This window comes from Kitasatospora sp. NPDC057500 (assembly GCF_042802195.1).
Lineage (GTDB): Bacteria > Actinomycetota > Actinomycetes > Streptomycetales > Streptomycetaceae > Kitasatospora.
Genome location: NZ_JBHVER010000108.1, coordinates 6128 through 26225, shown reverse-complemented (window position 1 = coordinate 26225; position 20098 = coordinate 6128). Strand labels below are relative to the sequence as shown.

The window sequence follows — 20098 nt, the reverse complement described above, 5'->3', positions numbered from 1 at the left end:
GCCCGGGGGGTTCCCCGGGCCGGCCGGCCTTTCGGTGCGTGCGGTGCGGTGCTGTCGTCAGTAGCGGGTGCGGATCTCCGACTTCCCGTAGGGAATTCCGAGGAAGCGGCTGCGCCAGAGGCCGACGGTGATGCTCACCCCGCGGCTGCCGCGGCGGTTGTTCGCCTGGGTGATCCCCTTGCTCCAGCTCTTCAGCAGCCAGCCGAAGCCCTTCAGGATGCCGCCGATGATCTTCGCGGCGATGTGCGGGAAGAACCCGACGATCAGGCCGACCATCTTGCTGACGGTGCTGGCGGTCTTCAGCTGCTTGGCCAGCTTGGTGGCGCCGGCCTTGCTGAAGTAGGCGGTCCACTTCTTGTACCAGGCCAGACCGGTCAGGTCGTCCATGGAGATCGGGTCGACCGGGTAGCCGTACTGGTTGGGCGAGCCCTCGGGCAGCGGGTCGGTCTGCAGGAACCGGCCGGTGGTCGGGTCGTAGACCCGCACGCCCATCAGGACCAGGCCGCTGAGCGTGTCGCCGGAGCGCAGCTGCCCGCCGTGCCAGCCGTACGCGGTGGTGCCGGTCGCGTCGACGACGTTGCCGTACTCGTCGTAGTGGTAGACGGCGAGGTCCTGGGTGCCGTCCGGGGACATCTGGACCGAGACGTCGCCGTGCAGGTTGGTCAGCTGGAGGACCGCGCCGCCGTCGGTGCCGGTGGCGGCCGTGAGCTGGCCGGTCAGGTCCGTGACGTGCCGGACGATGCGGCCCGCCGCGTCCGCGGACCAGCTGGGGGTGTCCTCGGAGCCGTCGTAGTGGTTGGTGGTCAGCCCGGTGACGGCCCAGGTGCCGTCGGCGCCCTTGGTCTCCGTGGTGGCCTTGGCCAGGCGGCCGGTGGCGTCGAGGTCCCAGGTCCGCCGGGTGTCGCCGAGGGCCTCGCCGCGGACCAGGTCGTTGGCGAAGTAGCTCAGCTGGGTGCCCTTGGGCAGCGTGGTGGTGCGGCCGTAGGCGTCGTAGCCGTAGCCGGTGCCGGTGAGGCGGTCGGCCGTGTCGTAGGCGTGGGTGTCGGTGGTCGTGACGGTGTCGGCGGTGGCCGGGTCGCAGTCGTCGGTGACGCTGGTGCGGCTGGTCCGGTTGCTGCTCTTGTCGAAGGCGTAGGACCGGGTGCCGCAGGCCAGGCCGGTGCTGTCGGTGGCCTTGGTGAGGCGGCCGGCGGCGTCGTAGGCGAAGACGCCGGCGGTGCTGTTGCCGTCGGTCTGCGTCCGGCCGGCCTGCTGCCCGTGGACGGTGTACTCGGCGGTGTCGGCCAGCAGGACGGTGCCCGCCTGGTCGGTGTAGGTCTTGCCGGTCTGGATGCCCCGGCTGTCGTAGGTGTTGGTCAGGAGGTTGCCGCCGGGCAGGGTCTGCGTGAGCAGGCGGCCCTCGACGTCGTACGTGGCGTTGAAGGTCCCGGCGACCGAGTCGGTCAGCGAGGTGGGCAGGCCGCGCGGGTCCTTGGCGGTGTCGTAGCCGTAGGTGGTGGTCGACGGAACCGAGTCGGACTTCTTCACCACGCGGTCGAGCTTGTCGTACTCGACGGTCGTGACGCTGCCCGTGCCGTCGTCGTAGGAGACCGGGCGGCCGAGCTTGTCGTACTGCTGGGTGACGGTCGTCGAGCCGTTGGAGACGGTGGACGGCTGGCCGGTGGCCGGGTCGTAGCCGTTCACGGTCTCCGGGACGGCGGTCCCGGTGCCCCCGGTGACGGTCACCTTCAGCGGGCGGCCGGCGGCGTCGTAGGTGCGGCTGGTGGTGCGGGTGACGCCGTTGGCGGTCTCGGTGAGGAGCGTGGTCGCGCCCAGCCGGTCGTACTGGTACGTCTTGGTGGGCAGCTGGAGCGGGTTGGCGCCGCCGCCGGCGATCTGGGCGGCCGGTGCGGTGGAGCAGACCAGGCCGGCCCACTCGGGGCGGCCGGCGCACGGGCCGGTGCCGGTGGCCTCGTAGTACGTGGTCACGGTGGTGCCCGCGTCGGTGCCGGTGGAGTTCGGGCGGCTCTGGGAGGTCACCCGGCCGCTGGCGTCGTACCCGGTGCTGGTGGTGATCTTCAGGCCGGCCGGGTCCTGGACGGTCCGGGTGGCCAGGCCCTGGGCCCAGTCGTACTCGGTGGCGTTGGTGCGGGTGTCGGCGTCGGCGGCGTAGCCGTCGATCCGGGCGCCGACGGTCACCGAGGTCACCTGGTCGCTGACCGCGGCGTTGGCCGGGCGGCCCTCGTCGTAGTTGGTCACGGTGTGGGCGCGGGCCGCGACCTCGGTCCCGGCGGTGAGCGCCGGGGAGGTGCCGGAGGCGGCCAGGTCGCGAGCCAGGGTGACCAGCCGCAGCGGGTCGTACTGGTCGGTGAGCCGCTTGCCGTCGGCCGAGTACACCGAGAGCTCGGAGAGCACCTGGGCGCGGTCGGCGGTCGAGCGGCCGGCGATGCCGAGGGCCCGCAGCTTGTTCAGGTCGTTGCCGGTGGTGGCCAGGGCGAGGATGCGGTTCTCCGCGGAGAGGGTCCGCACCACGTTGCCGTAGGCGTTGTACTCGGTGGTGGTGATGCCGCCGCCGGGGGTGGCGGTGTTGACCTCACGGCCGGAGGCGTTGGTGTACGTCACCGAGGCGCGGTTGTAGCCGGCGGTGCCGAGCGCCTTGCCGTCGTGGGTCGGCGGGACGGCGTCGGGCGGCAGCACCGCGGTGGCGTCGGTCGGGGCGTCGGTCTGGCCCCAGGCCGCGACGTCGGACGGCGCGAGCGGGTACGGCGCGTTGGCGCCGCTCAGCGGGACGTCGTAGACGACCGAGGTGGTCGCGGTGCCGTCGGTGACGTCCTTGCTGCCCTGCTTGAGGGTGGGACGCGAGGCGCTCAGCAGCATGCCCTCGCCGGCGGTGGCGGCGTTGCCGGCCTTGCCGTACGCCAGGGTCCACGGCAGCTCGCCGGGCTCGGTCACGGTGGTGACCCGGCCGGTCGCGTCGTAGGTGTACGCGGTCTTCAGCGCCGGGCTGATCCGCGGGTCCCAGACCTCGCGCAGCCGGCCCTGGTCGTCGTAGGCGTACTGCGACATCACGACGGGGGTGGCCGCGGCGGCACCGGGCTCGGTGGACCACAGGCGGATCTGCTTCACCTGGCCGGCGACGTCGCCCAGCGCGGACGCGGTCGCGCTGGTGGCGTCGGCGTAGACGTACTCCAGGACCCGGCAGCCGGCCGTGGACGGCACGGCGGCGCAGTCGGCCGAGGCGGTCGCCGACAGCGGCGCGACGACCAGCTTGGGACGGGCCAGGGTCCTGCCGCCGGAGACGACCTTCTCGGAGACGACCGAGGTGGTGGAGTTCTGGCTGGGCAGCGAGGTGGCGGTGGCCTGCCAGGTGGTCGCGGCCGGGTCGACCTTGCCGAAGGAGACCGTGGTGCCCGAGGTGTCCTTCAGGGTGAAGGCGCCCGTGAAGGCACCGGTCAGGGTCAGGTCCTCGGCGCCCGGCTCGGGCTTCCAGCCACCGGAGCCGGTGGCGGTGAAGCCGGTCTCGCCGCCCTCGGAGGTGACCACCGCGACGGAGGTCGGGGAGGTCTGGCGCAGGTGGGTGTAGGCGGTGTCGGCGCCCTCGGCGGTGGTGCCGGCGCTCCACTGCGGGCCGAAGATCGCGGCCTGGCCCTCCTGGGCCGAGCCGTTGGCCGGCCGGCGGGAGGAGTAGGAGCGCTCGGCGCTGAGGCCGAAGCCCTCGGCGTCGGAGGCGGAGAGGGTGAGGTCACCGGTGAGGGTGTTCACCCGGCCGGGGCCGACCGTCGTCTCCGGCGCGGTGCCGGCGTTGCGGTCCACCGTGATGGTGTTCGGCTCGGTGGCGTCGGTGGCGGAGCCGTCGGTGAAGACCGCGCGCACGTCCACCGGGCCGTTCTCGGCCAGGGTGTCGGTGATGTTCCAGGTCAGCGGGGCCGGCTTGCCGCCGGGGGCGGTGAACGGCCAGGCGGTCACCGGCTGGCCGCCGGCGGTGCTGACGTTGGCGACCGGGATGTCCTTCCAGGCGTCCGTCTCACCGCGGCGGTACTGGTAGCGCACACCGGTGTAGGTGCTGTTGCCCTCGGCCTGCAGCGAGGTGCGGCGGGCCGGGCGCTCGCCCGCGCCGGGGGCGACCAGGGCGGAGCCCTTGCCGGCGTAGAAGGTGTACGTCCGGTCGGCGGAGACGTTGCCCGCGGCGTCCCGGCTGTGCGCGGTGACGGTGTGGGCGCCCGCCTTGAAGGTGAGCTTGGCGGTGACCGGCGTGCCGGTGGTGGCCGCGGTGACCCAGGCGCCGCCGTCCAGCTTGTACTGGACGTCCTTCACGTCGCCGGTCGGCGGGGTGAAGGTGAAGTTGCCGCTGTAGTTGCCGCTCGCGTCCGGGGTGCCCGTCCACTGGCCGGCCGGGAAGTCGCCGGAGCCGATGGTGGTCGCGCCCGGCGCGACGGTGTCGACGGTGAAGGTGCGGAAGGCGGACCAGGCGCTGTTGACGGTGCCGTCCCCGGAGCGGGAGCGCCACTTGTAGGCGCCGGGCGCCAGCGCGGTGGTCGGCGTCCAGGAGAAGGTCGAGCCGGAGGCCGCCCAGGCGCTGTGCCCGGACTGCAGGGCGGTGGTGCCGTTGGCGGCCCAGACCTCGAAGTCCAGGACGACGTTGCCGCCGTCCGGGTCGGTCGCCTTGGCGGAGAACGCCGGGGTGGCGTCGCCGGTGACCGCGCCGCCGGCCGGGCTCAGCAGGGTGGAGACGGCCGGCGGGGTGTTGTAGGTGACCGAGAGGTAGGGGGTGTTGGCGGACGCGTTGCCGGAGTTGAACTTCTTCCAGCCGTACGGGTCGCTCTCGTCGGTGGCCCGGATGCCCAGGGTGTTGTTGGCGTTGCCGTTCGCCGCCCAGGCCTTGATCAGGGCGGTGATGTCCTGGTTGACCCAGCCGTCGTTGCAGGAGCTGGAGAAGCCCTTGGTGGTGGTGGACGAGGCCCACTTCTTGTTCCAGCCGGGCTGCGCCGTCCAGCGGGAGGCGGTGGTGGCGGTGCCGGTGTCCCAGACCTCCCAGCTCTTCGCCGTGCAGGACCAGCTGTGGAAGTTCCACAGGTTGAGCTTGCCGCTGGTGATCTGCTTCCCGCTGATCTTGGCCATCGGGAACTGCAGGAAGGAGCGCGCCACCTGGCCGGAGCCGTTGTTGCCCAGCTTCAGTTCGGTCTGCCCGGAGACGTCGGTGCCGTAGCCCTGCTGGACGAAGGTGTCGAAGCCGACGCCGATGTTGACCGCCGGGTCGACGGTGACCGGGTACCGGGTGTTCGGGTCGTTGAGGAACGCCGCGTCCGGGGTCAGCGTGAGGTCGACGGCGTTGCCGTTCTGGGTGACCTTCAGACCCACCGGGGCGGTGCGGGTGTGCTCGCCGCTGCGCTCGTCGACCTGCGCGTCCCACATCACCGGGGCGGGCAGCTGGCCCTTCTCCTCGCCGGTCTTCGGGTCGAGGAAGGAGACCGAGTTGTCCGCGTTGTGGCGCGCCTGGAGGCCCGCCGCGTCCAGCGTCATCGTGACGGTGCCGTTGGCGCCGACCGCGGAGCGGTCCTTGAGCTCCAGGAACTGCTCGAAGCCGGTCCGGGTGGACTCGACGATCAGGTCGGTCGCGGTGAGCGCGTCCGGGTACCGGGCCTTGGTGCCGTCGACGACGGGCGCCGGCAGGGTGCCGCGCCAGGACAGCGACATGCTGGTGCCCTCGCCGTTGTCCAGCGAGACCAGCGGGACGGACGGGGCCCGCTGGTCGCCGGCCGGGGCGCCGGCCGCCTTGAACTTCGACGCGGCGGGCGGCGGGGTGGCGCCGGCCAGGGTGAGGCCGAGCGGGTGGCCCTTGGCCTTGACGGAACCGTCGGCCTGCTGGGCCAGGGTCACGTCGATCGGCTGGAGCCGGCCGTCCCTGTCCTTGTAGCGGACCGGGCCGGTGGCCATGTCCAGGGTGGTGGTGCCGTCCGGGTTGATCCAGGTGGTGGTGGACTCGGTGCGCTCGTCGACCACCTCGATCCGGCGGTTCTCCAGCCGGGCCTTGAGGTGGGCGGTGGCGATGTCCTTGGCCTCGGCGGCCCCGAGCGCCCGGTCGGCAGCGGGGGCCGGAGAGGCGGGGGTGACGGCGACGGCCTGACCGGTCGTCATGATGACGGCGGCGGCGTCGGCGGAGAGCACCACGGCGAGTGCGACGGCGGTGTTGCGCAGCACGCTGTTGCGGCGGCGTGGGGCGGCGGCGGGCACGGTGGCCCCGGCACGGGGCCGGGGTGGTGTGCCGGTCGGGTGGGACATGAGGCTCCTCGACGGTCTTGGGTGAGGGGGAACGGCGACGGCGGCGCGCGTCGGCCCGGGGGCACGGCTGCGCCGGCCCGGGTGGACCGGGCCCGGCGCAGGGCCCCTTCGGGCATGCGCATGTCAGTAAAGGCTTGGTTATGGCCGTAGGCATGAATCGGCCAAATTTGCGAGAGAAGGCAACCGTCCGAAAGTGGACGGAACGTCAGGAAGCGCCTGGCGGAGGGCCTTGCGGCCTACCGCGGAGCCGCCACCGTGTAGCGGCACGCGGGGTCCTCCGCCAGGGCCCGGTCGAGCAGGGCGTACGCCCTGAGCTCGGCCGCCTCCCGGTGGGGTGCCCGGACGTACAGCACCAGGCCGACGCCTCCCGGGACGGAGCGGGCGCGCACGTGCTCCAGGCCGTCGCCCGGAACCGCGCGTGCCCACAGGGTGCCCTGGACGTCGGCGGCCCCGGCCTCGCCCGTCGGCGTGGTCGAGACGTCCAGGAGGTTCAGATGGACGGCGAACATCGGACGGTCAGTCCCAGCCGATGATTCGGGAGTCCGGTCCGTCCCAGCCGATGCCGGGGGTGTCCCAGCCGATCACCGTCCCGCCGGTGGGTGCGGCGGCGGCCGGGGCGGACCGCGGTGCGGCGAGTGCGGGTGCGGCGACGGTGGCGAGGGTGAGCGCGAGGGCGGTGACGGCGAGCAGCCGGACGGGCTTCGGCACGGCAGGTCCTGTTCTGTGCAGGGCGATCCAGGGCGGATGGGCGGTGCATGGTGCGTGGTGCGGTGCGCGGCGCAGAATGAATACTCCCGGCGCCGGCCCCGCGGGGGGAGGGTGGTCGGCGGGCAGCATCCGGCCTGGCAGCATGCTGCAAGCCCGGGGCGGCGGTCGGGGGGTGGCGCGGTTCGTCCGGGCCGTTCGCAGAACAGACCGGATGGTCCGATTCTGCTGGGGTGACTGGATCGCACCTTGTGGGAGCCGATCACCGGCGCAAGGATCGGGAGCCGGTGGGTCGGACCGAAACCTTTTCTGTGGGGCGATGCTGTGACGATCAGGGGTCGTTGACGTGCTGGAACTGCTGGGCCTGGACGCCACCGCGGAAGCCGTGTACCGCGAGATGCTCGCGGACCCGGAGGGCGGAGTGGCCGAACTCTGTGAACGTCTCGAAGTCTCCGAAGCCGTCGTCCGGGCCGCCCTGGACCGCCTCGCCGACCTGACCCTGTTGCGGGCCTCCCGGGAGCGTCCGGGCGCCCTGTGGCCGGTCAGCCCGGAGCGCGGACTGGAACTGCTGCTGCGCCGTCAGGAGGAGGAGCTCGCGCGCAGGCAACAGGAGCTGGCGGTCTCCAAGGCCGCCGTGGCGCGTGCCGTCGCGGAGTACGCCACGCTGCGCTCGGCCACCCTGGTGGACGGCGGCGAGCGGCTGGTCGGCCTCGACGCCATCCAGTCCAAGCTGGAGGTGCTGACCGCCAGGCTGACCACCGAGTGCCTTGGCGTGATGCCCGGCGGCGCGCAGTCCGCGGCCAGCCTGGCCGCCTCCCGGCCGCTGGACGAGGACGCCCTGCGGCGCGGCATCAGCCTGCGCACCATCTACCAGGACAGCGTCCGCAACGACCCGGAGACCTTCGCCTACACGCAGTGGATGACCGGCCTCGGCGGCCGGGTGCGCACCGCCCCGGTGCTGCCGCCGCGGATGCTGGTCTTCGACGGGACCACCGCCGTGGTGCCGATCGACCCGGAGAACACCCGGGCCGGCGCGCTGTGCACCGAGGAGCCGGGGATCGTCGCCTCGCTGATCGCGCTGTTCGAGCAGACCTGGGAGACCGCCCTGCCGCTCGGCGGGGACCCCCGCCCCGAGGACGCCGCCACCGGGCTGAGCCCCGGCGAGCGCGAGCTGCTGCGGCTGCTGTCCACCGGGCTGACCGACGACGCGGCGGCCAAGCGGCTGGGCGTCTCGGTGCGCACGGTGCGCCGGCAGATGGCGGCGCTGATGGAGCGTCTGGAGGCGGCGAGCCGCTTCGAGGCGGGCCTGAAGGCGGCTCAGCGCGGCTGGCTGTAGCGGCCGTCACGGCCTCGGGGCAACGGCCCGACGACTGCCGTGCCGACCGCCGTGCCTGCCGCCGCGGCGATTGCCGTAACGATTGCCGGACGTCATGGAGAAGTTCACTTCCGGGCTCTTGTCCGGTCATTTTCTACGCGCGTATCTTAGGGCGCTGCGGGGGCGGGTTCCCGGCTTCCGCACGGCTTTCTACGCGGGTAGCGGGGCAGTGCGCGCGGTGCGCCCGGCCGACCGACCCTCACACAGCTAGGAGTCCCGTTCCGGTGACCACCCCCACTGCTCCCCGCCCGCGCTCCCGGCGCGCCCTGCTGCGCGCCGCGGTCGTCCCGGCCGGTCTGGCCGCCTCCCTGGTGCTGGCGCCGCTGCCGGCCGCCGTGGCCGCGCCCTCCGCCGACGCGCTGATCGCCGAGGTCTACGGCGGTGGCGGCAACTCGGGCGCCACGCTGAAGAACGACTTCGTCGAGCTGGCCAACAGGGGCGGCGCCGCCTTCGGCCTGGACGGCTGGAGCGTCCAGTACATATCCGCCGCACCCGGCCCCAACTCCCAGTGGGGCGTCACCCCGCTGACCGGGTCGATCGCCCCCGGCGGCCGCTACCTGGTCGCCGAGTCGGCCGGCGCCGCGGGCACCGTCGAACTGCCCGCCCCGGACGCGGCCGGCTCGCTGGCGCTCTCCGGCACCAGCGGCACCGTCGCGCTGGTCCACGGCACCGACCCGCTGACCTGCAAGACCGCCGCCGACTGCGCCGCCGACCCGCGGGTGCGCGACCTCGTCGGCTTCGGCACCGCCGTGGTCCACGAGGGTGCGGCCTCGGTGCCCGGCGCCTCCAACACCGCCTCGGTGGCCCGCAAGGCAGGACTGCCGGACACCGACGAGAACGCGGCCGACCTCGCGGCCGGCGCCCCGACGCCGACCAACAGCCGCGGCGAGGTCGCCGAGGGCTCCACCCCGACCGGCCCGACCGAGCCGGGCACCGTCCGGATCCACGACATCCAGGGCCGTACCCGCCTGGCGGAGCGCACCGGCAGGACCGTCGCGGGCGTGCCCGGCGTCGTCACCGGCGTGCGGGCGTACGGCTCCAAGGGCTTCTGGATCCAGGACACCGCCCCGGACGCCGACCCGGCCACCAGCGAGGGCCTGTTCGTCTACACCGGCTCCGCCAACCCGACCGTCAAGGTCGGCGACGCGGTGCTGGTCACCGGCAAGGTGACGGAGTACTACCCGAACTTCAACGGCGGCTCGCAGTCGCTCACCCAGCTGAGCAACCCGGCCGTCACCGTGGTCTCCTCCGGCAACCCGCTGCCGGCCCCGGTGGTCGTCGACACCCGCAACATCCCCGGCACCTACAGCCCGGCGGCCGGTGCCGACGGCACCGTCAACGGCGTCACGCTGGACCCGGAGAAGTACACCCTCGACTTCTACGAGTCGCTGGAGGGCATGCTGGTCGAGGTCCGCGACGTGCGGGTGGTCCAGGCCACCGACAAGTACAACGAGCTGTGGGTGGCCGCCGACAAGCAGGACCAGAAGAGCAAGCGCGGCGGCCTGCTCTACCAGTCCTACGCCGAGCCGAACGTCGGCCGGCTGATGGTCCAGCAGCAGGCCCTGGTCTCCCAGCAGCCCTTCCCGGTCGCCAACGTCGGCGACGTGCTGACCGGCACCACCAGCGGCCCGCTGGACTACAACCAGTTCGGCGGCTACACCCTGGTCGCCGGCACCCTCGGCGCGCTCCAGGACAACCACCTCCAGCGCGAGGTCACCGCCCCGGCCGGCGAGCGCGAGCTGACCGTCGCCACCTACAACGTGGAGAACCTGGCCGCCACCAACCCGGACGCCAAGTTCGCCGAGCTGGCCGCCGGTGTGGTCACCCACCTGCGCTCGCCCGACATCGTCGCCCTGGAGGAGATCCAGGACAACAACGGCGCCAAGAACGACGGCACGGTGGACGCGGGCCAGACCCTCGCCAAGTTCGTCGCGGCGATCAAGGCGGCCGGCGGCCCGGCGTACGACTGGCGCTCGGTCGACCCGCAGGACGGCAAGGACGGCGGCGAGCCCGGCGGCAACATCCGCCAGGTCTTCCTGTTCAACCCGCAGCGGGTCTCCTTCACCGACATCCCCGGCGGCACCGCCACCACCGCCGTGGACGTCGCCGGCACCGGCGCCGCCGCCTCGCTGACCGCCTCGCCCGGCCGGATCGCCCCCGAGGACGCGGCGTGGGCCAACAGCCGCAAGCCGCTGGTCGGGCAGTTCTCCTTCCGCGGCAAGAAGGTCTTCGTCATCGCCAACCACTTCAACAGCAAGGGCGGAGACCAGGGCATCGACAGCCGCTTCCAGGCCCCGACCCGCTCCTCCGAGGTCCAGCGGATCGCCCAGGCCACCGTCGAGCAGGCCTTCGTCGCCAAGCTGCTGGCCGCCGACAAGGAGGCCAAGGTGGTCTCGGTCGGCGACTTCAACGACTACCAGTTCTCGCCCGCGCTGGCCGCGCTCACCAAGGACGGCGTGCTGCGCGACCTGGTGGACGAGCTGCCGGAGAAGGAGCAGTACTCGTACGTCTACCAGGGCAACTCGCAGGTGCTGGACCACATCCTGGTCAGCCCGGAGGTCGGGTACGCCAAGTACGACGTGGTGCACATCAACGCCGAGTTCGCCCAGCAGGCGAGCGACCACGACCCGCAGGTGGTCCGCATCAAGCCGTGAGCCCGCCGGGGGCATGACCGAGGGGGCGGTGACCGGGGCCCGGCCACCGCCCCCTCGGGGCTTCGCGGACGCTAACGGAGAGCGGCCAGCACGGCGTCCGCCATGACGCGCTCGCCGGTCGCGTTCGGGTGGAAGGGGACGGCCGGGGAGCCGGGCAGCGCGCCCTCGATCCAGCGGTCGTCCGAGCAGACGTCGTGCCCGCGGGTCGGGCCCGCGGTGTCCACGTAGGTGGCGCCGACCGCCGCGGCGGTGGACTTCAGCATCGCGTTCAGCCGGTTGAGCACGCCGTGCAGGTACGGGACGTCGCCCGGGGCGAGCGGCTGGCGCAGGACGCAGGAGGCGCCGTCGGCCGGGAGCACCGAGGGGTAGCCGACCAGCAGGACGCGGGCGTTCGGGGCCTTGGTGCGCAGCTTGCGCACGGTGTCGGCGAGTCGCGGCCCGGTGGCGTCGATCCGGTCGGCGAGGTCGTCGTTGCCGTACCGCCAGGACCAGCTGGACCAGTCCCAGTAGCCGTGGTGGTAGACGTCGGTGCACGGGGTGCCGAGCGGGTTGACCACCGCGCCGGCGATGCAGGCGGCGATCACGTCGCCGATCCCGATGTCGCTGTCGCCGAGGTCGTTGCCGCCGATCCCGAGGGTGACGAGGTCGGTGTCCGCGCTCACCGCGTCGATCTGCGGGTCGTTGACCTTCAGGAAGAGGTCGTACTGGGCCTCGGTGACCGACTCGACCTTGGCGGCGGCGCAGGTGACGTCGCGGTAGGCGGCGGCGTCCAGGGCTGCGGCGACCAGGTGGCCGTAGTTGCGGTCGGAGCGCAGGCACAGGCCCGCCGACTGGCCGGGCACGCCGGCGCCGGACGCGTAGGAGTCGCCGAGGGCGACGTAGCGGTGCGGGGCGGGGGCGGCGGCCTGCGCGCCGGTGGCGGTCATCGCCAGGACGGTGCCGAGCGCGGCGGACGCGAGCAGCAGGGAATTGCGGGCACGGCGGAGCACGGTTCCTCCTGGGGGAGGGAAACGGGTGGGGGAGGGACAGCCGGGCCACAGCTACTACCGATAGGTAAGTTACTGTCAGGTTTCTGCTGCGTCCATGCCGCGCGCGCACATTTCGAGAATCCGTCGGAATGTTTCACCGGACGGCCCGGCGGGAATTCCGAATTTCGCTCCACGGTGTATCGGAGGCAATTCCGAAACGCGGTGGAGCGGAATGCGCGCGACCGTTCACGGTGCGCCCGTCACCGCGGAGGAGCCCGGAGGAGCTGCCCGGATGGCCCTGGACGCCGACGTCATCGTCATCGGAGCCGGCCTCGCGGGCCTCGTCGCGACCGCCGAACTCGTCGACGCCGGGCGGCGGGTGATCCTGCTCGATCAGGAGCCCGCCGCCTCGCTCGGCGGCCAGGCGCACTGGTCCCTCGGCGGCCTCTTCCTGGTCGGCTCGCCCGAGCAGCGCCGACTGCGGATCCACGACTCGCACGCCCTCGCCCGGCAGGACTGGCTCGGCACCGCCGGCTTCGACCGGCCGGAGGACGCCTGGGCGCGCCGCTGGGCCGAGGCCTACGTCGACTTCGCCGCCGGGGAGAACCGGGCCTGGCTGCGGGCGCTGGGCGTGCGCTTCCTCCCGGTGGTCGGCTGGGCCGAGCGCGGCGGAGCGCTCGCCGACGGCCCCGGCAACTCCGTCCCGCGCTTCCACGTCGTCTGGGGCACCGGCCCCGGCCTGCTCGAACCCTTCGTCCGCGGGGTCCGCTCGGCCGCCGCGGCCGGGCTGGTCGACCCGCGCTTCCGGCACCGGGTCACCGGCCTGGCGGCGAGCGCGGGCGCCGTCGACACGGTGGCGGGCGAGGTGCTGGTGCCGAGCGGCGCGGCCCGCGGCGAGGCCAGCACCCGCGAGGTCGCCGGCCGCTTCGAGCTACGTGCGCGGGCCGTGCTCGTCACCTCCGGCGGTATCGGCGGCAACCACGACCTCGTCCGCGCGGCCTGGCCCGCCCGGCTCGGCACCCCGCCCGGGCGGATGCTCTCCGGCGTGCCCGCGCACGTCGACGGGCTGATGCTCGGCGTCGCCGCCCGGGCCGGGGCCGCCCTGGTCAACGGCGACCGGATGTGGCACTACACCGAGGGCATCGCCGAGCACGACCCCCTCTGGGCCCGGCACGGCATCCGCGTCCTGCCCGGCCCCTCCCCGCTCTGGCTCGACGCCCGCGGCCGCCGGCTGCCCGTCCCGCTGTTCCCCGGCTTCGACACCCTCGGCACCCTGGAGCACATCAGGACCACTGGCTACGACCACACCTGGTTCGTGCTCAACCGGCGGATCATCGAGAAGGAGTTCACCCTCTCCGGCTCCGCGCACAACCCCGACCTCACCGGCCGCTCGCTGCGCGGGGTGCTCCGGCGCCTGCTGCCCGGCGTCCCCGGCCCGGTCCGCGACCACCTCGACCACGGGCCGGACTTCGTCGTCGCGGGCAACCTGCACGACCTCGCCCGCGCGATGAACGCCAAGGCGCGCGCCCGGCTGATCGACGCCGCCGAACTGCGCCGCGTCGTCGAGGCCCGGGACCGCCAGCTCGCCAACCCCTTCGCCAAGGACCTCCAGGTGACCGCCCTGCACGGCGCCCGCCGCTACCTCGGCGACCGGCTGGTCCGCACCGCCGCGCCGCACCGCATCCTCGATCCGGACGCCGCCCCGCTGATCGCCGTCCGGCTGTCCGTCCTCACCCGCAAGTCGCTCGGCGGCCTGCACACCGACCTCTCGGCCCGCGTGCTGCGCCCCGACGGCTCCGTGCTCGACGGCCTCTACGCCGCCGGCGAGGCGGCCGGCTTCGGCGGTGGCGGCGTCCACGGCTACCGCTCCCTGGAGGGCACTTTCCTCGGCGGCTGCCTCTTCTCCGGCCGCGTCGCGGGCCGCGCGGCCGCCGAGGCCACGGCGTAGGGGCCGTTCCTCAGCCGATGGTGAGGCCGATCCAGAGGAAGAAGACGGTCATCACCGCGAACAGGACGGACATGTAGGCCAGCAGCGGGACGCCGTCGGCGGCGTGGTGGCCGAGGACGACCATCTTCGAGGGGTAGCGCCGCAGATGGGCGATCTCGACCTCGTCGCCCGGCTCCAGCCCCGTCGGCCCGCGCAGCGGTATCGAGGTGACCGCCTCCACGGCGGGGCCGTCCGGGACCTCGAAGCGCACCCGGACGGTGTCCTCGGCGGCGTCGCCCTCGCCCACGGGCGTGCTCCGGACGTCGGTCACCCGGGCGCGCAGCCGTGTTCCGTGGCGGCGGATCCGGTACGTCGTCGAGGCGCGCGACCCGGTGTAGTACGAACCGCAGCCGAGTACCGTCCCGATCGCGAGCGCGAGGAGGTTCACGGCCCGCAGGCTACCGCCGACGGCCCTCCCCGCCCACTGCCGCGGCGCTCAACTGCCGTTCGTTGGGGCGGAGTTCGCCCTTCCTTCGCCGGTGATCCCGAGCCGCAGGTGGTCGACGTGGTAGACGGCCTGGTCGAGCAGCGCGGCGACGTGGTCGTCGTGCAGCGAGTAGACCACCGAGCGGCCCCGGCGCTCGCCGACCACCAGGCCGAGGTTGCGCAGCAGACGCAGCTGGTGGGAGCAGGCCGACTGCTCCATGCCGACGGCGTCGGCGAGCTCGGTGGCGGCCCGCGGCCCTTCGCGGAGCTCGGCGAGGATCAGCAGTCGCGACGGGGTGGCGAGGGCCTGGAGCGTGCTCGCCACCTTGGCGGCGTTGGACGCGTCCAGGCGCATCCTCGGCACGACGTTCTCGGCGGCTGCGTGTCCCATGGGGGAATCCTACGGGGCGCCGATAGGCACAGGGAGGGTACTCCAATGTCATATGAACGCATGAAGGTGTGTTCATGTATTCCTGTAAGGTGGCGCCCATGTCCGCCACCACGCTCACCCGGGCGACCGCCCCCGCCCCGTCGGCTCCGCCGCCGCGTCCCTGTCGCACCCGGGTGCTCGCGCTGCCGGAGGCCCGCTGGGCGGCCGGCAGTCTGGCCGCCTTCCTGGCCGCGCTCGCCCTCCAGCTCTGCGGCGCCCCCGGCTGGGCGTCCGCCACCCTGTACGCCGCCACGTACGCCGCCGGCGGGTGGGAGCCCGCCCTCGCCGGACTGCGCGCGCTGCGCGAGCGCACCCTGGACGTGGACCTGCTGATGGTCGTCGCCGCCCTCGGCGCCGCCGCCATCGGCCAGTTGCTGGACGGCGCGCTGCTGATCGTCATCTTCGCGACCAGCGGCGCCCTGGAGGCCCTGGCCACCGCCCGCACCGCCGACTCCGTGCGCGGCCTGCTCGACCTCGCTCCCGCCACCGCCACCCGGCTGCGCGCCGGACCGGGCGGCGTGGACGGCGTGGACGGCGCGGAGACCGAGGAGTGCGTCCCCACCGCGGAGCTCGCCGTCGGCGACACCGTGCTGGTCCGCCCCGGCGAGCGGATCGGTGCCGACGGCCGCGTCCTGGACGGCGCGAGCGACGTCGACCAGGCCACCATCACCGGCGAGCCGCTGCCCGCCGCCAAACGCCCCGGCGACCAGGTGTACGCGGGCACCCTCAACGGCGCCGGCGTGCTGCGGGTGCGCGTCGAGCGCGACCCCGCCGACACCGTCATCGCCCGGATCGTCGCCATGGTCGAGGAGGCCTCCGAGACCAAGGCCCCCACCCAGCTGTTCGTCGAGAAGATCGAACAGCGCTACGCCGCCGTCCTGGTGGCCGCCACCCTGCTGCTGTTCGCCGTCCCACTCGCCCTCGGCGCCGGAACGGCCGACGCCCTGCTGCGCGCCATGACCTTCATGATCGTCGCCTCGCCCTGCGCCGTGGTGCTCGCCACCATGCCCCCGCTGCTCTCCGCGATCGCCAACGCCGGCCGGCACGGCGTGCTGGTCAAGTCGGCGGTGGTGATGGAACGCCTCGGCCAGGCCGACGCCGTCGCCCTCGACAAGACCGGCACCCTCACCGAGGGCACCCCCCGGGTCACCGAGGTGCACCCGCTCGGCGCCACCACGGCCGGCGAACTGCTGGCGCTCGCCGCCGCCGCCGAGCACCCCAGCGAGCACCCGCTGGCCCGCGCCGTGGTCGCCGCCGCCCGCGGGCGCGGCCTCGCCGTGCCGCCCGCCACCGACTTCACGGCCACCCCCGGCATCGGCGTGCGGGCCGTGGTCGACGGCGCCGTGATCGCCGTCGGCGCCCCCGGCCCCTACCGCGACCACCCCGCCGTCACCGCCCTGGAGGAGGACGGCCGCACCGCCGTCCTGGTGCTGCGCGACGGCGAGCCGGCCGGCGTCCTCGGCCTCGCCGACCGCCCGCGTGCCCAGGCCGCCGGCGCCGTCCGGGCGCTGGCCGCGCTCACCGGCCGCCCGCCCGTCCTGCTCACCGGCGACAACCCGCGCGCCGCCGCCCGGCTGGCCGCCGACGTCGGCCTCACCGACGTCCGGGGCGGTCTGCTGCCGCACGAGAAGGCCGCCGCCGTCCAGGACCTCGCCGCCGCCGGCCGCCGGGTACTGATGGTCGGCGACGGCGTCAACGACGCCCCCGCGCTGGCCGCCGCGCACACCGGCGTGGCGATGGGCCGGGCCGGCTCGGACCTCGCCCTGGAGACCGCCGACGCCGTCCTCGTCCGCGACGAGCTGGCCGCCGTCCCCGCCGTGGTCGCCCTCTCCCGGCGGGCCCGCCGACTGGTGGTGCAGAACCTGGTGATCGCGGGGACGGCCATCACCCTCCTGGTGGTCTGGGACCTGGCGGGTACGCTGCCACTGCCGCTCGGCGTCGCCGGGCACGAGGGCTCCACCGTGATCGTCGGCCTCAACGGCCTGCGGCTGTTGCGCGAACGGGCGTGGCGGCGGGCCCTGGGGAACGAGGAGGGCTGAGGGAGCATGAGCCGTCGCGAACGCGAACGGGCCGGTGGGAAGGGCGGCGGGCGCGGCCCGGCGTCCCCGGTCACCGTCACCGTCTGCCGGGGCTGCTGCTGCGGCACCCAGGAGAAGCACCCCGGCGTCGACCACGCCGGCCAGTACGAGCGGCTGCGCGCGGCCGTCGGCGAGGCCGGCCGGGTCCGTGCCGTCAAGTGCCTGGACACCTGCGCGCACTCCAACGTCGTCGTGGTCGGCCCGTCCAGCGAGGGCCGCGCGGCCGGCGGCCGTCCGGTCTGGCTGGGCTGGGTGCTGGCCGACGACATGATCGAGGAGATCGCCCAGTGGGTGCACGCCGGCGGCCCCGGCCTCGCCGACCCGCCGGGGATGCTCGACCTCCAGCAGATCTCCGTCTCCCGCCGCGTCAGCGCGGGCCTGCCGGGCTGAGCGGCACCCGTTCGGGAAGGACCGGTCAGCGCCTACCATGGCCTGGGTTCCGACGGGAGGAAGACGATGACCACGGTCTGCCGCATCTGCGCGGGCACCGGCCGCACCGCCGGCCTCAGCTGCCGGACCTGCCAGGGCACCGGCACCACCGAGGTCGGCGGCGGCGGGGGCAACTGCTTCCTCTGCGACGGCACCGGCGTCTACGTCCGCTACCGGGTCGACGCCACCGGCGCCAAGCACGCCTACCGCGACGAGATCTGCCGCACCTGCGACGGCACCGGCAACCGGGCGGCATCCCCCTGGGACGAAGCGTCCTGAGCGTGCGCCGGACCCGTCCCCCAGCTGACGGTTGGTCTGAGCGGGTACGTCCGCACACCGGTCAGCCTAGCTGAGGCCCCCTCAGACGGCAGCGCGCGAGCAGTGTGCCGGACGCTACGACTATGGCTTCCCTCAACCGACTGTTAGCGCGCGTCCGCCGAAAGGCCGCCGCCCTGGCACTGCCGTGCACCATCGTCTCGGCCCTCGTGCCCGTCCTCGCGCTCGGCCCCGGCGCCGTGTCCGCCGAGGCCGCGACCCTGCCGGGCGGGCTGGGGCCCTGCATCCCCGGCAGCTGCCCCGACCCCTTCCCGCCGATCAGCAACGGCCCGATCGCCGGGCGGGACAACGGGATCAACATCTTCGTCGGCTCCGACTTCCTGGTCCGCGGCCGCGCCGCCGAGGCCGAGGGCCGGGTCGTCGTCGTCCACGACTTCGACCAGTCCAAGGACGTCGGCGCCAGCTCCATCTACAACATCGGCATCGTCGGCGCGGGCTCCCGGGTCCCCCCGCCGGACGGGGCCGACTTCCTCACCACCGGCGACGACGTCGTCGTCACCGCCGGCCAGACCCTGGTGGCCGAGGGCGGTGTCGTCCGCTACGCCAGCACCCTCACCGGCAGCGTGACCGGCACCGTCGTCCAGGACCCCAACGCGATCCAGCCGTACGCCGCACTGCGCGACCAGCTCTCCGCCGCGTCCGACTGCTACGCCCGGGTCGACGGCGTGCCCCGCACCCCGACCGGCGTCGCCGTGAACGCCGGCTTCGAGACCCTGTTCACCGGTGACGGCGTGTCGCCGCTCCAGGTCTTCAACGTCGACTTCGACCTCACCGGCCCCGGCGGCGGCCAGCAGGGCATCTCCTTCGCCAACATCCCGGCGGGCGCCACCATCCTGGTCAACCTGACCGGCGCCAGCCGGACCATCAACACGTACAGCGGCGACATCGCCGACACCGACCCGCTGAACGCCTACCGCGAGCGCCTGCTGTGGAACTTCCCCGACGCCACCACCGTCAACCTGGTGGGCACCGGCCAGTTCCAGGGCAGCATCCTGGCCGGCGAGCAGGCCTCGCAGACCACGGTCACCCTGCCCGGCGTCAACGGCCGCGTCTTCGTCACCGGCGACCTCATCCACACCAGCTCGCCCACCGGGGGCGGCGGCCAGGAGTTCCACGCCTACCCCTTCGACGGCGATCTGCCCGACTGCGCGGTCGCCCCGGTCACGGGCGAGGTGCGGGTGCTCAAGACGGACGCCGTGACGGGTGCTCCGCTCGCGGGCGGTGTGTTCGAGCTGTGGGAGGAGACCAACGGCATCCCCGGTCTCCAGAGCACCGGTGTGCTCCCCGACACGCAGGTGGGTGCGTCGTGCACCACGGGTGCGGACGGCCTGTGCAGCCAGACGGTGCCGACCGGCACCTACTACTGGCTGGAGACCGCCGCACCGCCGGGCTACCTGCTTCCGCTCGACCCGGTGTTCGGCCCGCTGATCCTGACTCCGGCGAATGCGGCCGAGGGCGTTCAGGTGACCGCCCCGGACATTCCGCTGCCGGTGGTGACCGGTGAGGTTCGGGTGCTGAAGACCGATGCCGTGACGGGTGCTCCGCTTGCGGGCGGTGTGTTCGAGCTGTGGGAGGAGACCAACGGGATTCCGGGTCTTCAGACCACCGGTGTGCTCCCCGACACGCAGGTGGGTGCTGCCTGCACCACGGGTGCGGACGGCCTGTGCAGCCGGACGGTGGACATCGGTGTCTACTACTGGCTGGAGACGGCTGCGCCTCCTGGGTACGTGCTGCCGGCCGATCCGGTGTTCGGTCCGCTGGTGCTGACTCCGGCGAATGCGGCTGAGGGTGTGCAGGTCACGGCTCCCGATGCTCTGCAGCCGGTGGTGACCGGTGAGGTTCGGGTGCTGAAGACCGATGCCGTGACGGGTCTGCCGCTTGCGGGTGGTGTGTTCGAGCTGTGGGAGGAGACCAACGGTGTCCCCGGTCTTCAGACCGCCGGTGTGAACCCGGATACGCAGGTTGGTGCGTCGTGCACTACTGGTGTGGATGGTCTGTGCGTTCGTACGGTTGAGGTTGGGACGTACTACTGGCTGGAGACGGCTGCGCCTCCTGGGTACGTGCTGCCGGCCGATCCGGTGTTCGGTCCGCTGGTGCTGACTCCGGCGAATGCGGCTGAGGGTGTGCAGGTCACGGCTCCCGATGCTCTGCAGCCGGTGGTGACCGGTGAGGTTCGGGTGTTGAAGACCGATGCCGTGACGGGTCTGCCGCTTGCGGGTGGTGTGTTCGAGCTGTGGGAGGAGACCAACGGTGTCCCCGGTCTTCAGACCGCCGGTGTGAACCCGGATACGCAGGTTGGTGCGTCGTGCACTACTGGTGTGGATGGTCTGTGCGTTCGTACGGTTGAGGTTGGGACGTACTACTGGCTGGAGACGGCTGCGCCTCCTGGGTACGTGCTGCCGGCCGATCCGGTGTTCGGTCCGCTGGTGCTGACTCCGGCGAATGCGGCTGA

General features: G+C 73.4%; 13 protein-coding genes. 7 read left to right on the top strand and 6 right to left on the bottom strand.

Features of this window, described 5'->3' with window-relative positions; genetic code table 11:
* Positions 1 to 57: 57 nt before the first annotated feature.
* The 3 genes from ACFU74_RS22420 to ACFU74_RS22410 all read right to left on the bottom strand — a co-directional run bounded on the left by ACFU74_RS22420 (position 58) and on the right by ACFU74_RS22410 (position 6966).
* Entirely contained in the window at positions 58 to 6258 is a 6201-nt protein-coding gene (locus ACFU74_RS22420; RefSeq protein WP_380759430.1) for a DNRLRE domain-containing protein, read from the bottom strand.
* A gap of 236 nt (positions 6259 to 6494) precedes the next feature.
* Complete coding sequence (locus ACFU74_RS22415) at positions 6495 to 6767, bottom strand: hypothetical protein (protein WP_380759428.1); 273 nt, start codon at positions 6765 to 6767, stop codon at positions 6495 to 6497.
* 7 nt (positions 6768 to 6774) lie between these two features.
* Positions 6775 to 6966: a hypothetical protein gene (locus ACFU74_RS22410; RefSeq protein WP_380759426.1), complete on the bottom strand. Its 192-nt coding sequence runs from the start codon at positions 6964 to 6966 to the stop codon at positions 6775 to 6777.
* 343 nt (positions 6967 to 7309) lie between these two features.
* Between ACFU74_RS22410 and ACFU74_RS22405 the strand changes: the two genes are divergently transcribed.
* Positions 7310 to 8299 (top strand): LuxR C-terminal-related transcriptional regulator, encoded by a 990-nt coding sequence (locus ACFU74_RS22405; protein ID WP_380759424.1) that lies wholly within the window; start codon positions 7310 to 7312, stop codon positions 8297 to 8299.
* 263 nt (positions 8300 to 8562) lie between these two features.
* On the top strand, positions 8563 to 10992 hold the full coding sequence (locus ACFU74_RS22400) for an endonuclease/exonuclease/phosphatase family protein (RefSeq protein ID WP_380759421.1): 2430 nt from the start codon (positions 8563 to 8565) through the stop codon (positions 10990 to 10992).
* 71 nt (positions 10993 to 11063) lie between these two features.
* Here the strand turns inward: ACFU74_RS22400 and ACFU74_RS22395 are convergent, their stop codons facing one another.
* Entirely contained in the window at positions 11064 to 11981 is a 918-nt protein-coding gene (locus ACFU74_RS22395) for an SGNH/GDSL hydrolase family protein (protein ID WP_380759419.1), read from the bottom strand.
* Positions 11982 to 12252: 271 nt separating this feature from the next.
* Here ACFU74_RS22395 and ACFU74_RS22390 point away from each other — a divergent pair, with 271 nt between their 5' ends.
* Positions 12253 to 13908 (top strand): FAD-binding dehydrogenase, encoded by a 1656-nt coding sequence (locus tag ACFU74_RS22390; RefSeq protein WP_380759416.1) that lies wholly within the window; start codon positions 12253 to 12255, stop codon positions 13906 to 13908.
* Between the two features lie 10 nt (positions 13909 to 13918).
* On the opposite strand, the gene ACFU74_RS22385 is transcribed toward ACFU74_RS22390, so the two are convergent.
* The gene (locus tag ACFU74_RS22385; protein WP_380759414.1) at positions 13919 to 14335 is read right to left on the bottom strand and encodes a DUF3592 domain-containing protein; all 417 of its coding nucleotides are present in this window, start codon (positions 14333 to 14335) and stop codon (positions 13919 to 13921) included.
* A gap of 48 nt (positions 14336 to 14383) precedes the next feature.
* Positions 14384 to 14764 carry an ArsR/SmtB family transcription factor gene (locus ACFU74_RS22380; RefSeq protein ID WP_380759412.1) on the bottom strand — a complete coding sequence of 127 codons (381 nt, stop codon included), beginning with the start codon at positions 14762 to 14764 and terminating at the stop codon, positions 14384 to 14386.
* A gap of 98 nt (positions 14765 to 14862) precedes the next feature.
* On the opposite strand from ACFU74_RS22380, the gene ACFU74_RS22375 reads away from it, so the two are divergent.
* The 4 genes from ACFU74_RS22375 to ACFU74_RS22360 form a co-directional block, all read left to right on the top strand.
* On the top strand, positions 14863 to 16842 hold the full coding sequence (locus ACFU74_RS22375) for a heavy metal translocating P-type ATPase (RefSeq protein ID WP_380759410.1): 1980 nt from the start codon (positions 14863 to 14865) through the stop codon (positions 16840 to 16842).
* Positions 16843 to 16848: 6 nt separating this feature from the next.
* Positions 16849 to 17271, top strand: a complete 423-nt coding sequence (locus tag ACFU74_RS22370; protein WP_380759407.1) for a (2Fe-2S) ferredoxin domain-containing protein — start codon at positions 16849 to 16851, stop codon at positions 17269 to 17271.
* A gap of 66 nt (positions 17272 to 17337) precedes the next feature.
* The gene (locus tag ACFU74_RS22365; protein ID WP_030302164.1) at positions 17338 to 17589 is read left to right on the top strand and encodes a hypothetical protein; all 252 of its coding nucleotides are present in this window, start codon (positions 17338 to 17340) and stop codon (positions 17587 to 17589) included.
* Between the two features lie 122 nt (positions 17590 to 17711).
* Positions 17712 to 20098: choice-of-anchor A family protein (locus tag ACFU74_RS22360; RefSeq protein ID WP_380759432.1), on the top strand; the 2387-nt coding region annotated here is incomplete at its 3' end.